Genomic DNA, 14630 nt, shown 5'->3' with positions numbered 1-14630 from the left:
GTCTCAGTCAACCCCATGGCGCCGGTCAGTCCGCCACGGTGGCCGGTTCGGCTGTCCACGGAGCGATGGGGTTGCCGGACCAACGCGACCCGGTGGGCACCTGCTCGCCGCGCATCACGAGCGAGGCCGGACCCACCGTCGCGCCCGTGCCGATGCCCGCGGCGGGCAGGACGACGCTGTGCGGGCCGAGGGTCGCCCCGGCGTCGAGCCGGACGGTGTCGAGCTGCATCACGCGGTCGTGGAACAGGTGGGTCTGCACGACGGTCCCGCGCGCCACCGAGGCGCCGGCGCCGATCGTCACGAGGTCGGCCTCGGGGAGCCAGTAGGTCTCGAGCCAGGTGCCGCGGCCGATCGTCGCACCGAGGCTCCGCAGCCACGCCGCCAGGGCCGGGGTGCCGGTGGCCTGCTCGGCGAACCACGGCCGGGCGACCGTCTCGACGAAGGTGTCCTGCACCTCGTTGCGCCAGACGAACGACGACCACAGCGGGTGCTCGCGGGCGGTGATCCGGCCGACGAAGACCCACTTCGCGATCGTCGACACCACCGCGGCGACGGCACCGGCGACGATCAGCACCGGCCCGGCGAGCAGCACCGTCCACCCGACACCGACCGCGGACCACAGGGCGAGCAGCGTGCCGGCCACGCCGAGGGCGACGCCCGCGGACACCATCGGTCCCACGAGCCGCAGCAGCTCCCAGCAGCCGCGGGCGACCTTGAGCCGCACCGGCGGACGGAAGGTGCGCTCCTCGTCGAACTGCGTCGCCGCACGGCGGAGCCGCACCGGGGGCGAGCCGAGCCACGACGACCCGCGCTTGGCCTTCTTCGGCACGGCGGACAGGACCGCCACCAGGGCCTCGCGCGGCACGGAGCGTCCGGCGCCCGTCATCCCGCTGTTGCCGAGGAAGGCCCGCCGGCCCACCTTCGACCGGCCGATCCGCACCCGGCCCCCGCCGAGCTCGTACGTCGCGACCATGGTGTCGTCGGCAAGGAACGCCCCGGACGCGATCTGCGTCAGCGCGGGGATGAGCAGGACCGTGGAGATCTCCGTGTTCCGGCCGACCTTCGCTCCGAGCAGCCGCAGCCACACCGGCGTCACGAGCGAGGCGTACAGCGGGAACAGCAGCGTACGGGCCGCGTCGAGCACCCGCTCCGTCGACCACGCCTGCCAGCCGATCCGCGAGCGCACGGGGTGGCGTCCCTCGTGCAGCCCGATGCCCAGGAGCCGCACCGACCCCACCACGAGCAGGGCGTACACGGCCCCGGCGACCACGGTCGCGAGCGGCACCGTCGCGAGCGCGCGCAGGACGGCGTCGCCGAGCGTCGGCGCGCGCCCGACCAGAACGGCGGCGACCAGCAGCCCGACCGCGACACCGATCACCGGCAACCCGGCCACGGCCACGGAGCCGGCCCCGTACGCCAGCAGCCAGCGCCGACGCGACGGGGGACGGGCCTCCCGGCCGTGCCTGGCCGAGCCGATGCGTTCGGCGGGCGAACCCGCCCAGCGTTCACCGGCGGGCACCCGGCCGGCGACGGCCGAACCGGCCTCGACCTCGGCGCCCGCGCCCACGTGCGCACCGGGCAGCAGCGTGGTGCGGCTGTGCACGACCGCGTCGTCCTCGACGCGGACCCGACCCAGGCGGAACACGTCGCCGTCCACCCAGTGCCCCGCGAGGTCGACCTCCGGCTCGATCGACGCACGCTTGCCGATCGTGAGCATCCCGGTGACCGGCGGGAGCGTGTGCAGGTCGACGTCGGCGCCGATCCGCGCCCCCAGCGCACGGGCGTAGTAGCTGATCCACGGCGCCCCGGCGGTCGAGGGGCCGTCGACCGCCTCGGCGATCCGCTCCGCCAGCCAGACCCGCAGGTGCACCGAACCGCCGCGGGGGTGGTCGCCCGGACGGACCCCGACGAGCAGCAGCCGGGCGAGCACGACCGTCACCGCCATCTTGCCGATCGGCGTCACGAACACCAGCAGCGCGACGACGAGTGCCGGCCAGGGGAGCACCGGCAGGAACGGCAGCGTGGTCGCGTGCAGCACCGCCGCGACCGACGCCGTCCACGTCAGGACCCGCAGCCCGCGCAGCACCTGCACCGGCAGCCCGAGCAACGTCATCGCGAGCCCCGTCGCCGGCGGGACCGGGGTCACGTCGCGCGACGCCGCCGCGACCGGACCGGACTCGTCCAGCGCGGCCGCCAGCGCACCGATGCGCGGGTGGTCGTACACGTCCGCCACCGTCGTCGTCGGGAACCGCTCGCGGATCGCCGAGACGAGCTGCGCCGCCGTCAAGGAACCGCCGCCGTGCGCGAAGAAGTCGTCGTCGACGCTCGACACCGGCACCCCGAGGATCGCCGCCCACCGCTCCGCGATCCAGGCGACGGTGTCCGGCAGCATCGCGGCGTCGGTCGCCCCGGGCAACGGCCACGGCAGGGCGGCACGGTCGACCTTGCCCGACGTCCGCGTCGGCAGCGCGTCCACCACCGCGACGAGCGGCACGAGGGCAGCGGGCAGCTCCTGCCGCAACCGGGCGTTCGCCGCAGCGACGTCGACCGTGGCACCCGCGACCGGCGCCACGTACCCGACCAGCACCTGGTTCCCCGCAGGGGTCCGCTGCACCACCGCAGCACCACCCGCCACGTCGTCGAGCGCCTGCAGGGCCGCGTCGATCTCACCGAGCTCGATCCGCCGGCCCCCGAGCTTCACCTGGTCGTCCGCACGTCCCTGGAACACGAGTCCCTCGGGGTCGTACCGCACCAGGTCACCGCTCCGGTACGCCCGCGCCCACCCGAGCTCCGGGAACGGCGCGTACTTCTCCGCGTCCTTCGCCGGGTCCAGGTACCGACCCAACCCGACACCACCGATCACGAGCTCACCGACCCCACCCGGCTCCACCCGCTGCCCGGCAGCGTCCACCACCGCCAGGTCCCACCCGTCCAGCGGCAGCCCGATCCGGATCGGCTGGCTCCCGTCGAGCAGGGACCCGCACGCCACCACCGTCGCCTCGGTCGGACCGTACGTGTTCCACACCTCACGGTCACGACTCGCGATGCGCGCCGCCAGCTCCGGCGGGCACGCCTCACCACCGAAGATCACCAACCGCACCTGCTCCAACGCGTCGTCCGGCCACAGCGCCGCGAGCGTCGGCACCGTCGACACCACCGTGATCGTGTGCGCGATGAGCCACGGCCCCAGGTCCACCCCCGTCCGCACCAACGACCGCGGCGCCGGCACCAACGCGGCACCGTGCCCCCACGCCAACCACATCTCCTCGCACGACGCGTCGAACGCCACACTCAGCCCCGCCAGCACCCGGTCGCCCGGACCGATCGGCGCCGACTGCAGGAACATCCGCGCCTCGGCGTCCACGAACGCCGCAGCACTGCGGTGGGTGACCGCCACGCCCTTCGGCACGCCCGTGGACCCGGACGTGAAGATGATCCACGCATCGTCGTCCTCGTGGGGGAGTGCGGCGCTCGCCGCAGGGTCCGTCACGGGCAGTTCGCCGCCGTCGCGGTCGCGCAGGACGCCGCCGGCTCCGATGACGCCCACGACGCCGGCCTCGCCGAACACCAGGGTCGCGCGTTCCTCGGGGTCGTCGGCGTCGACGGGCACGTACGCGGCTCCGGCGGCGAGGACGGCGAGGATCGACAGGTACAGGTCGCGTCCGCCGGAGGGGATCCGCACGCCGACCCGGTCGCCCCGTCGGACACCGCGACGGGCGAGGTCGTCGGCCTGTGCGCGCACCAGGTCGAGCAGGGCGGCGTAGTCGACGGTGCCGGCGGGGTCCTCGAGCGCGGTGGCGGTCGGGTGGGTGGCCGCGGTCGCCGCGAGGACGTCGAACAGGGTCCGTGGCGCGGGGGCGTCCCCGCCGCGGGCGAGTTCGAGCTGCGCGTTCCCGGTGCCGGTGGTCATCGGTTCCCTCTTCCCGGTCGCGTGCAGGACGACCGGCCCGTGATCCTAGGGGGTCGAGGTGTCGCGCTCGGAAACAGACGCCACGGCCCCTGTGCCGAGGTCCGCACGCGCCGCGTCGAGCGCCCGCGCGATCCCGATCGAGTCGTCGAGCGAGTGCACCGGCGACTCCGTCCGGCCGTCCGCCACGTACCGGGCGAGCGCCGCCGCCTGCCAGACGAGCCCCTGTCGACCCCGCAGCCCGGTCGGCTCCGACCAGCGGTCCTCCCCACCCCGGTGGTGCACCGCGAACGACGCCGGGAACACGAAGTGGTCGGTGTACCGCACGGTGGCCCGGCTGCCCGCGATGGCCGCCAGCCCCGGCGTCCACGCCGTCATCGACGTGGCCACCACGGCCTGTGCGCCACCGTCCGCCGTCGACACGGTGACGGACTGGAGGTCGACCCCGCGATCCGAGACCGCTCCCGTCGTGCTGCTGGTCACCGGGGCGCCGGTGGCGAACCGTGCGAACCAGTGCCCGTAGACACCGGCATCGAGGAGTGCGCCGCCGCCGGCGGCGGGGTCGAACATGCGGTCGGCCGGGTCCGGGTCGTGCGGCCAGCCGACGTCCACGGTCGCGAGCCGGACGTCGCCGAGGGCGCCGTCCGCGAGCAGACGGGCGATCACCGTGGAGCCGGGCAGGTACCGGGTCCACATCGCCTCCATCGCCAGGACGCCCTCGGCCCGTGCGGCCTCGGCGAGGGTGCGGGTGTCCGCGGCCGAGGTCGTCATCGGCTTCTCGACGAGGACGTGCTTGCCCGCGGCGATCGCGAGCAGCGCGTGCCCGAGGTGCTGCGGGTGCGGGGAGGCGACGTAGACGACGTCGACGGTGGGGTCCGCGACGAGGGCCTCGTACGAGCCGTGCACCCCGGCGACGCGGTGGCGGGCGGCGAAGGCGGCGGCACGCTCGGGGGAGCGGGACCCCACGGCGACGACGCGCTGGTCGGAGTTCGCGTGCATCGTGGCGGTGAAGTCGTTCGCGATCTCCCCGGGGCCGATCACGCCCCACCCGAGCGTCGGCCCGCCTCGGAGCGCGTGGACCTCGGGCTCGGGGAACGTCATCGTCATGCCGGCACGCTACCGGGAGGACCCGACCGTCGTCGCGCGGCCTGGCGCCCCGGATCCGACCCGCATCGAGTCATCTGACACAACCGTCCCGTGCCGCAGTCGATCACAATCGGATTCCGTCCCCCTGCCCGATCGGGCGTCGGGAGCTCGAGGAAGGTCGTCATCGGATGCCCGCACAAGAGCCGCCACGCACCGCGGTCGGCGTGCCGAGCACCCTGCAGCTGATCCCGGGTCTCCGGCACGCCGAGGGGTACACCGACCACGCCCTTCCCGGATCGCTCGCGTTCCTCGCGCAGGCGCTCGAGGTCGAGCACCGGTGAGCGGAGCGCCGACGCCATCGCCGCACCAGCCCACGACGAAGGAGAACCCGCATGCCTGACGACCCCGCAACCCCGCTCACGATCGGTCCCGTCGGCAACGTCTTCCTGTTCGTGGACGACCTCGACGCCGCGGTCGCCTGGTACTCGGCCAGGCTCCGCCGCGAACCGGTCGTCCGCGGTGGGGCGCTCGTCGCGTTCGACATCGGGAGCGTCCGCTTCACGCTGCACCGGGCCGACGAGCTGAACACACCGGGGCCCTCGGGCACGGTCCCGTACTGGACGGTGCCGGACGTCGACGCCGTCGTCGAGGACTGGGTCGCGAACGGTGCCGTCGCGCACCGGGGGCCGAAGACGGTGTTCACAGGGGAGCGGCTCTGCCAGCTGCTCGACCCGTTCGGGAACCTGTTCGCGGTGCGAGCGGAGCCCCGGTGACCACCCCGTCGGCGCCAAACGCGTGGTCTGCGTCACGCGGCCCTGCGGCGTTGTTCTGGTGCCCCCAGGAGGATTCGAACCTCCGCCCCTGCCTCCGGAGGGCAGTGCTCTATCCCCTGAGCTATGGGGGCCAAGGGGTGCAACAACCGTAGCAGGTCCGGCGCGCGGTCCCGGACAGCGCGTGTCGCGCAGGGGACGCGACTGCAGGGCGGACGGGAGGCGCGGTGCGGGCCCGCCGCGGGCCTCCCGTCCGCACGGTGCGCGCGTTGCGGGCTGGTGCGAGGTTGCGTGTTCCGTGCGGCGCTGTAAACGCGCACCATGCGTGCAACCTCGCACCGGATGGCGGACCCGGCGCCGTGCGTGGTCGCCGCTGGACGGGAGGCGCGGTGCGGGCCCGCCGCGGGCCTCCTGTCCGCACGGTGCGTCCGTTGCGGGCTGGTGCGAGGTTGCGTGTTCCGTGCGCCGCTGTAGACGCGCACCACGTGTGCAACCTCGCACCGGATGGCGGACCCGGCACCGTGTGTGGTCGCGTCAGCCCGCGGCCGCGTCAGCTCGTGGGCGTCAGCCAGCCGGCGTCGCCGTCGCCGTCGCCGTCGCCGACGCCGTCGGCTGCAGCGCGGCGCGGACCGCGTCGACGACCGGCTGTGCACCGCCGGGCTCGGTGAACAGCGTCGACTGCGTTGTGATCCAGTACGGGTCCGCGAAGGCGTCCGCGCGGCCGACGTCGTCGTTCAGCGCGAAGTAGCCCTCGACGCGGTAGGTGGGGACCGAGCCGCCCCGGTCGTACAGGGCGTCCTTCAGGTTGGTGAGCGACTTCTCAGGCAGGTGGGCGACGGCGAGGGTGATCGTCTCGGTGTCGTCGTCGGTGGCGACGAACTGGCAGACGCGGCCCCGCTGCTTCGCGATGGTGGCGGCGGGGGAGCCCTTCGCCGGGGTGAAGGAGTCGTCGAGCGCGAAGGTCGTGCCGTACACCGACAGGGCCTCGGTCGGCAGGAGCTCGGCGCACGTCTGGGCCACCGCCGTACCGACCGGGGTCGCACTGGGCGTCGGGTCGCTGTCGCCGCCGCTCGAGCAGGCCGACAGGGCGAGTGCTGCTGCGGCGGTGACGACGGCGACGGAGCACGCCCGGGCACGGCTTCGGGTGGTCATGCCGACATGATGGCCCATCGTCCGGCGTGCACCTGGGTGTCCCGGTAGACTCGTCCGCCGTGACTCCTGCCGAACTCTCCGCCGCGTACCTGTCGATCCTGACCGGGATCGTCGAGCGACGAGGCGCGTCCGAGACCGTGACGATCGGGGACTCCCACGTGGTGCTCGAGCGGCCGAAGAACCGCGCGCACGGCGACTGGGCCTCGAACGCCGCCATGCAGCTCGCGAAGCGCATCGGCACGAACCCGCGCGAGCTCGCGACGGAGATCGCCGGTGAGCTGACCGAGCTCGACGGCGTGGCCTCGGTCGACGTCGCCGGCCCGGGGTTCATCAACATCACGCTCGAGGCGGCGGCGGCCGGCGAGATCGCCCGCACGATCGTCGAGGGCGGCGAGTCCTTCGGGCGCGGCGACCTGTACGACGGCGTCCGGATCAACCTGGAGTTCGTGTCGGCGAACCCGACCGGCCCGATCCACATGGGCGGCGTGCGCTGGGCCGCGGTGGGCGACAGTCTGGCCCGCGTGTTCCAGGCGCAGGGCGGCCTCGTCACCCGCGAGTACTACTTCAACGACCACGGCGCGCAGATCGACCGCTTCGCCCGCTCGCTCGTCGCGTCGGCGCTCGGTGAGCCCACGCCGGAGGACGGCTACGGCGGCGCGTACATCTCCGAGATCGCTGCGCGTGTGATCGCGACGCTCGACCCGTCGACCGACGTCAAGGACCTGCCGCGCGACGAGGCGCAGGAGGTCTTCCGACGTGAGGGCGTGGACTTCATGTTCGCGGACATCAAGTCGTCGCTCCACGACTTCGGTGTGGACTTCGACGTCTACTTCCACGAGAACGCCCTGCACGAGTCGAAGGCCGTCGAGCGCGCCATCGCCCGTCTGCGTTCGGCCGGCGTGATGTACGAGGCCGAGGGCGCCGAGTGGCTCCGCACGACCGACTTCGGCGACGACCGCGACCGCGTGGTCATCAAGTCCGACGGCGAACCCGCGTACATCGCCGGCGACCTGGCGTACTACCTCGACAAGCGCGAGCGCGGCTTCGAGCGCAACCTGATCATGCTCGGCGCGGACCACCACGGCTACGTCGGCCGGATGATGGCGATGTGCGCGGCGTTCGGTGACGAGCCGGGCACGAACCTCGAGATCCTGATCGGGCAGATGGTCAACCTGCTCAAGGACGGCGAGCCGATGCGCATGTCGAAGCGCAACGGAACCATCGTCACGATGGAGGACCTCGTCGACGCCGTCGGGGTCGACGCCGGCCGGTACTCGCTCGTCCGGTTCGCCAGCGACACCGCGATCGACATCGACCTCGACCTGCTCACGAAGCGGACGAACGACAACCCCGTCTTCTACGTGCAGTACGCCCACGCGCGCACCCAGTCGGTGGCCCGCAACGCCGAGGCCGCCGGCGTCGACCGGTCCGCGTTCGATGCCTCGCTGTTGACGCACGACTCCGAGGGCGCGCTGCTCGGTGCCCTGGCCGAGTACCCGCGCGTGGTGCGCCACGCCGCAGAGCTCCGTGAGCCGCACCGCATCGCCCGGTACATCGAGCAGCTCGCGGGCCTGTACCACCGCTGGTACGACGCCTGCCGCGTGACCCCGCTCGGTGACGAGCCCGTCACCGACCTGCACCGCACGCGCCTGTGGCTGAACGACGCCACCGGCCAGGTCGTCCGCAACGGCCTCGGCCTGCTCGGCGTGAGCGCTCCGTCCCGCATGTAGCGGAGCGCCCGCCCCCCGGAACCAGGTTCCGGACACAGCACCGCAGAATCCCGCGGTGCTGTGTCCGTTCCACGGTGTGGAAGACCGCTGCACCGTGCCTCCAGGCGGGCTGACGGGACCACCTGGCAGGGTGGGAGGCATGTCCGCCGCCACCGAACGCCCCCGCAAGCGCCGCCGTTGGCCCGTCGTCCTGATCGTGGTCGTCGTCGTGCTCGCCGCCCTCGTCGTGATCGCCGAGTTCGTGCTCCGCGGGGTCGTCGACCGCATGATCGCGCAGCAGGTCGAGCAGTCGCTGCCCGACGGCACCACGGGCCAGGTCGAGGCGCACGCCGACGGCATCGTCATCCCGCAGCTCATCGGCGGCACGCTCGACCGGGTCGAGATCTCCTCATCGAAGCTCACCGTCGACGGCATCCCGCTCGCCGCCGACGTCACCGCGCGGGACGTCCCGGTGGACGGCAAGGGCGACGTGCGCGACGTGGACGGCACCGTCACGCTGGCGTCGTCGAGCGTGAAGGACCTGTCGAAGTACAGCCCGCTGTTCGACCGGCTCTCCCTGGTGGACGGCGGCGTCGAGCTGTCCGGCTCCACCGCGGTGCTCGGCTACGACATCACCTACGCGGCGAAGGGCGACGTGGTCGCGCAGGACGACGGCCGCGGCATCACGATCACCCCGAAGAGCGTGCGGATCACCAACTCGGACCTCGGCCTCAAGGTGGACTCGATCCCCGGCGTCACGAACGTGCCGGTGCAGGTCTGCACAGCGCAGTTCCTGCCCGAATCGCTCCGCGTGCGCTCGCTCGACGTCTCGAAGGCCGACGCGACGGTCCGCGTCACCGCGGACGCGCTGCCGCTCAACGAGGAGGGTCTGCAGACGGTCGGCAGCTGCGGCTGATCCCGTGGCTGCGTAACGCGGCCGGGAGGCCCGTCCAGCGTCGGTAGGATCGGGTCCCGTGAGCGAGAACCCCCTTGCACCGCCGCGACTGCGGTTCCCGACGGACGCCTCCGAGCTGGTGGACCGGATCTGGCCCGCGTCCGCGACGCGGACCGACGACGGCGACCTGGCCATCGGCGGTGTCACCGCGACGGACCTGGTCCGGCAGTACGGCACCCCGCTCTACGTCGTCGACGAGCGCGACGTGCAGTCCCGTGCGGTCCGCGTGCGCAACGCGTTCACCGAGGCGTTCGAGGGCATCGGCACCCGCGCCCACGTCTACTACGCCGGCAAGGCGTTCCTGACGACCCAGGTCGTGGCGTGGATGGCCGAGGCCGACCTGCGCGTCGACGTCTGCACCGGCGGGGAGCTCGCGGTCGCCCTGGCCGCCGGCATCGACCCGGCGATGCTCGGCTTCCACGGCAACGACAAGTCCGACGCCGAGATCGCCCGCGCGGTCGAGGTCGGCGTGGGCACGATCGTGCTCGACAGCCACGAAGAGGTCCAGCGTGTCGCCCGTGCCGCGGCGGACGCCGGGGTCGTGCAGCGCGTGCGCATCCGGATCAACAGCGGCGTGCACGCGTCCACCCACGAGTACCTGGCCACCGCGCGCGAGGACCAGAAGTTCGGCATCCCGCTCACCGAGGCCGTGGCCGCGGCCGAGGCGGTGCGCGCCGAGTCGTCGCTCGTGTTCGTCGGACTGCACTCGCACATCGGTTCGCAGATCTTCGACGAGTCCGGGTTCCGTGAGGCCGCCCGACGCCTGATGGACGTGCACGCGACCCTGGTCGAGACCGGTCCGGTGCCCGAGCTGAACCTCGGCGGCGGCTGGGGCATCGACTACACCGAGGCCGATTCCGCCTTCGCGCCCGAGGACGTTGCCGATGCCCTCGCCGCGATCATCGCCGAGGCCTGTGCCGAGCGGGACATCCCCGTGCCCGAGGTCGCGGTCGAGCCCGGTCGCTACATCGTCGGCCCGGCGGGCATCACGCTCTACCGCGTCGGGACGATCAAGCCCGTCACGCTCGAGACCGGCGACGACGCGGGTCACGCGACGCGCACGTACGTGTCCGTCGACGGCGGCATGAGCGACAACGCCCGCCCGGCCCTGTACGGCGCGGACTACACCGCCCGGCTCGCCCGGACGTCCGAGTCGCCGGCCGTGCTCACGCGCGTCGTCGGGAAGCACTGCGAGAGCGGGGACATCGTGGTCAACGACGAGTACCTGCCCGGAGACGTCCAGCGCGGTGACCTGCTCGCCGTCGCGGCCACCGGTGCGTACTGCTGGGCGCTGTCGAGCAACTACAACCACGTGGGCCGCCCGCCGGTCGTCGCCGTGGCGGACGGCGCAGCCCGTATCCTCGTGCGGGGCGAGTCGATCGACGACCTCCTCGCCCGTGACACCGGGGTCGTGCCCGTACCCCACGCCGGCACCGGCCACTGACCCGATGAACAGGGCTCACCCCCACCGACAGGAACCACACCAGATGATCGAATACCGCAACGTCCGCGTCGCGCTGCTCGGGGCCGGCTCGGTCGGGTCCCAGGTCGCTCGGCTCCTGCTCGAGCACGCCGACGAACTCGCCTCCCGCGCGGGTGCCGGCCTCGAACTCGTCGGGATCGCCGTGCGCGACGTCGACGCCCCGCGCGACGTCGACCTGCCCCGTGAGCTCTACACGACCGATGCCGGATCGCTCATCCTCGGTGCCGACATCGTCGTCGAGCTGATCGGTGGCATCGAGCCGGCGCGCACGCTCGTGCTGCAGGCGCTGCAGTCCGGCGCGGACGTCGTCACGGGCAACAAGGCGCTCCTGGCGACCCACGGTCCGGAGCTCTTCGCGGTGGCCGAGCAGGTCGGCGCGCAGCTGTACTACGAGGCCGCCGTCGCCGGTGCGATCCCGATCATCCGACCGCTGCACGACTCGCTCGCCGGTGACCGCATCGAGCGGATCATGGGCATCGTCAACGGCACCACGAACTTCATCCTCGACCTGATGGACCGGCAGGGGAGCACGTTCGAGGACGCCCTGGCCACCGCGACCGACCTCGGGTACGCCGAGGCCGACCCGACCGCCGACATCGAGGGCTACGACGCCGCGCAGAAGGCCGCGATCCTGGCCTCGCTGGCGTTCCACACCTCGGTGCCGCTGGCTGCGGTGCACCGCGAGGGCGTCACGTCGGTCACGATCGAGCAGGTCCGTGCCGCGCGCAAGGCCGGCTACGTCGTGAAGATCCTGGCGACCGCCGAGCGACTGACCGACGAGGACGGCCGCGAGGGCGTCAGCGCCCGGGTGTACCCGGCCCTCGTGCCGGAGTCGCACCCCCTGGCGAGCGTGCACGGTGCGAAGAACGCGGTGTTCGTCGAGGCCGAAGCAGCTGGCGACCTCATGTTCTACGGTGCCGGTGCCGGTGGCGTCGAGACGGCCTCCGCCGTGCTCGGTGACCTCGTGTCCGCCGCACGTCGGCACGTCATCGGCGGCCCGGGCGTCGCGGAGTCGACCCAGTCGGACCTGCCCGTCTTCCCGATCGGCACCGTCCGCACGCGCTACCAGATCACCTTGCACGTCACGGACGCCCCCGGCGTGCTGTCGACGGTCGCCGGCGTGCTCGCGAAGCACGGCGTGAGCGTCGAGACCGTCGAACAGACCACCGCGGGCGCCTCCGAGGGGACTGCCGCGCTCGTCATCGGCACGCACCTGGCGCGCGAAGCCGACCTGGCGGACACCGTCCGCACGCTCCGCGGCGAGGACGTGGTCCTGGACGTGACCAGCGTCCTGCGCTTCGTCGGCGCCTGACGCACCACGGGCCTCCAGGCCGACCCCGAACCGAAACCAGACCGACCCACCGGACAGAGAGAGAAGCCTGATGGCCCACCAGTGGCAGGGAGTCCTGCGCGAGTACGCCGACCGACTCGACGTGACCGAGGCGACGCCGATCGTCACGCTCGGTGAGGGCGGTACGCCCCTCATCCCGGCTCGTCGGCTCTCCGAGCGCACCGGCGCCGAGGTCTACGTCAAGTTCGAGGGCATGAACCCGACCGGGTCCTTCAAGGACCGCGGCATGACGATGGCGATCTCGAAGGCCGTCGAGCACGGTGCGAAGGCCGTCATCTGCGCCTCGACCGGCAACACGAGCGCCTCGGCCGCCGCGTACGCCACGCACGCCGGCATCACCGCCGCGGTGCTCGTGCCCGAGGGCAAGATCGCCATGGGCAAGCTCAGCCAGGCCGTCGCGCACGACGCGCAGCTGCTGCAGGTCCAGGGCAACTTCGACGACTGCCTCGACATCGCCCGCGACCTGGCGGCGAACTACCCGGTGCACCTCGTCAACTCGGTCAACAACGACCGCATCGAGGGCCAGAAGACCGCCGCGTTCGAGGTCGTCGACGTGCTCGGCGACGCCCCGGACTTCCACTTCCTGCCGGTCGGCAACGCGGGCAACTACACCGCGTACTCGCGCGGCTACCGCGAGGACGTGGCCGCGGGCCGCACGACGAAGCTCCCGCGCATGTTCGGCTTCCAGGCCGCCGGCTCCGCGCCGATCGTCCGCGGCGAGGTCGTCAAGAACCCGGACACCATCGCGTCGGCGATCCGCATCGGCAACCCGGCCTCGTGGCAGTTCGCCCTCGAGGCCCGCGACGAGACCGACGGCTACTTCGGCGCCATCTCGGACGAGGCCATCCTCGCCGCGCACCACATCCTGTCGGCTGAGGTCGGCGTCTTCGTCGAGCCCGCGTCGGCGATCGGTGTCGCCGGGCTGCTCGAGCGCGCCGACGCCGGCATCGTGCCGAAGGGCGCGAAGGTCGTCATCACCGTCACCGGCCACGGCCTGAAGGACCCGCAGTGGGCCCTGCGCACCGAGGACGGCAGCGAGGTCACCCCGACGAGCGTGCCGGTCGACACCAAGTCGATCGCGGACGTGCTCGGACTGGTCTCGGCGCAGTGAGCCTCGACCGCTCGTCCGGACCGGGGGAGGGCGTCACCGCCCACAGTGCTGTACCGGCCGGACGGGCGGTCCACGCTGTGCCCGCCGGACGGGCCGTGCGCGTCCGCGTGCCGGCGACGTCCGCGAACCTCGGCCCGGGGTTCGACTCGCTCGGCCTCGCGCTCTCGCTGTACGACGAGGTCGTCGTCCGGGTCCGCCCGGAACCCGGCGCCACCGTCACGGTGCAGGGCGTCGGTGCGGGCGAGGTCGCCACCGACGACACGAACCTGGTCGTGCGCGCCGTCCGCCGCGGTCTCGAGCACGCCGGCGTCGACCAGCCCGGCCTCGAACTGCACGCCACGAACGCGATCCCGCACGGCCGTGGGCTCGGTTCCTCGGCGGCCGCGATCGTTGCCGGCCTGATGGCGGCCCGCGGGCTGCTCGAGGGCGTCGTCGACCTGGACGCCTCGACGCTGCTCAGCCTGGCCACCGAGATGGAGGGGCATCCGGACAACGTCGCCCCCGCACTGTTCGGTGGGCTCACCATCGCGTGGATGACGGCCGAAGGACCCGCCTACAAGCGGCTCCTGGTGCACCGCGGTGTCGCACCGGTCGTGTTCGTGCCGACGTCCACGCTGTCGACGAAGCTGGCCCGCTCCCTGCAGCCCGAGAACGTCCCGCACGCCGACGCCGCGTTCAACGTCTCCCGCTCCGCACTGCTCGTCGCCGCGCTCATCCAGAGCCCCGAGCTCCTGCTCGCCGCGACCGAGGACCGTCTGCACCAGGCCTACCGGGCCAGCGCGATGCCGGAGACCGACGCACTGATCGGACTGCTCCGTCAGCACGGGCTCGCGGCCGTCGTGTCCGGGGCGGGACCGAGCCTGCTCGTGCTCGGCAGCGACCCGGCGCAACGGCTCACCGCCGCGGATCTCGTCGCCCGGCACGGGGAATCCGACTGGCGGGCGCTCATGCTGGCCGTCGATCTCGGTGGTGCTACAGTGGTGGCGCACTCGGCGCTCGAAGCCGAACCCGCGTAGTCGCCCGGACTGCTCGTGCCATGGGGTCCATCCCGTGGCCAGCTCCGACGCAGCGCAGGGTCCGGTGCGCGGGGGCACTCTCTTTCTGAT

11 protein-coding genes and 1 tRNA gene are annotated in these 14630 nt (G+C 72.9%); 8 read left to right on the top strand and 4 right to left on the bottom strand.

Features of this window, described 5'->3' with window-relative positions:
* Positions 1–25 precede the first annotated feature (25 nt).
* Together ACGH48_RS11215 and ACGH48_RS11210 are read right to left on the bottom strand one after the other, a co-directional pair.
* Positions 26–3910, bottom strand: a complete 3885-nt coding sequence (locus tag ACGH48_RS11215) for a Pls/PosA family non-ribosomal peptide synthetase (RefSeq protein WP_396288638.1) — start codon at positions 3908–3910, stop codon at positions 26–28.
* Positions 3911–3955: 45 nt separating this feature from the next.
* A complete protein-coding gene (locus tag ACGH48_RS11210; protein ID WP_396288636.1) occupies positions 3956–5014 on the bottom strand; it encodes a Gfo/Idh/MocA family protein in 1059 nt (352 codons plus the stop codon).
* A 167-nt stretch (positions 5015–5181) separates the two neighbouring features.
* On the opposite strand from ACGH48_RS11210, the gene ACGH48_RS11205 reads away from it, so the two are divergent.
* Together ACGH48_RS11205 and ACGH48_RS11200 are read left to right on the top strand one after the other, a co-directional pair.
* Entirely contained in the window at positions 5182–5334 is a 153-nt protein-coding gene (locus ACGH48_RS11205) for a hypothetical protein (RefSeq protein ID WP_396288634.1), read from the top strand.
* 51 nt (positions 5335–5385) lie between these two features.
* Entirely contained in the window at positions 5386–5766 is a 381-nt protein-coding gene (locus ACGH48_RS11200) for a VOC family protein (protein ID WP_340196392.1), read from the top strand.
* A 56-nt stretch (positions 5767–5822) separates the two neighbouring features.
* Here ACGH48_RS11200 and ACGH48_RS11195 read toward each other — a convergent pair.
* Both ACGH48_RS11195 and ACGH48_RS11190 read right to left on the bottom strand, forming a co-directional pair.
* Positions 5823–5897: transfer RNA gene (locus ACGH48_RS11195), tRNA-Arg, on the bottom strand.
* A gap of 430 nt (positions 5898–6327) precedes the next feature.
* Complete coding sequence (locus tag ACGH48_RS11190; RefSeq protein WP_396288632.1) at positions 6328–6915, bottom strand: hypothetical protein; 588 nt, start codon at positions 6913–6915, stop codon at positions 6328–6330.
* A gap of 59 nt (positions 6916–6974) precedes the next feature.
* Here ACGH48_RS11190 and argS point away from each other — a divergent pair, with 59 nt between their 5' ends.
* From argS to thrB, 6 genes are all read left to right on the top strand, one after another.
* On the top strand, positions 6975–8645 hold the full coding sequence (argS, locus tag ACGH48_RS11185) for an arginine--tRNA ligase (RefSeq protein ID WP_340196393.1): 1671 nt from the start codon (positions 6975–6977) through the stop codon (positions 8643–8645).
* A 139-nt stretch (positions 8646–8784) separates the two neighbouring features.
* A complete protein-coding gene (locus tag ACGH48_RS11180; RefSeq protein WP_123312387.1) occupies positions 8785–9540 on the top strand; it encodes an LmeA family phospholipid-binding protein in 756 nt (251 codons plus the stop codon).
* A gap of 58 nt (positions 9541–9598) precedes the next feature.
* Positions 9599–11023: a diaminopimelate decarboxylase gene (gene lysA, locus ACGH48_RS11175; RefSeq protein WP_396288630.1), complete on the top strand. Its 1425-nt coding sequence runs from the start codon at positions 9599–9601 to the stop codon at positions 11021–11023.
* A gap of 43 nt (positions 11024–11066) precedes the next feature.
* The gene (locus ACGH48_RS11170; protein WP_396288628.1) at positions 11067–12374 is read left to right on the top strand and encodes a homoserine dehydrogenase; all 1308 of its coding nucleotides are present in this window, start codon (positions 11067–11069) and stop codon (positions 12372–12374) included.
* Positions 12375–12444: 70 nt separating this feature from the next.
* Positions 12445–13524 (top strand): threonine synthase, encoded by a 1080-nt coding sequence (gene thrC, locus ACGH48_RS11165; protein ID WP_222657846.1) that lies wholly within the window; start codon positions 12445–12447, stop codon positions 13522–13524.
* Between the two features lie 77 nt (positions 13525–13601).
* Positions 13602–14540, top strand: coding sequence for a homoserine kinase (thrB, locus tag ACGH48_RS11160; RefSeq protein ID WP_111084152.1), 939 nt, complete (start codon positions 13602–13604; stop codon positions 14538–14540).
* Positions 14541–14630 lie beyond the last annotated feature (90 nt).

The sequence above is a fragment of the Curtobacterium pomorum genome (assembly GCF_044497295.1).
Classification (GTDB): Bacteria; Actinomycetota; Actinomycetes; order Actinomycetales; family Microbacteriaceae; genus Curtobacterium.
The sequence above is the reverse complement of the archived record's forward strand: the minus strand, read 5'-3'. Positions and strand labels throughout refer to the sequence as shown.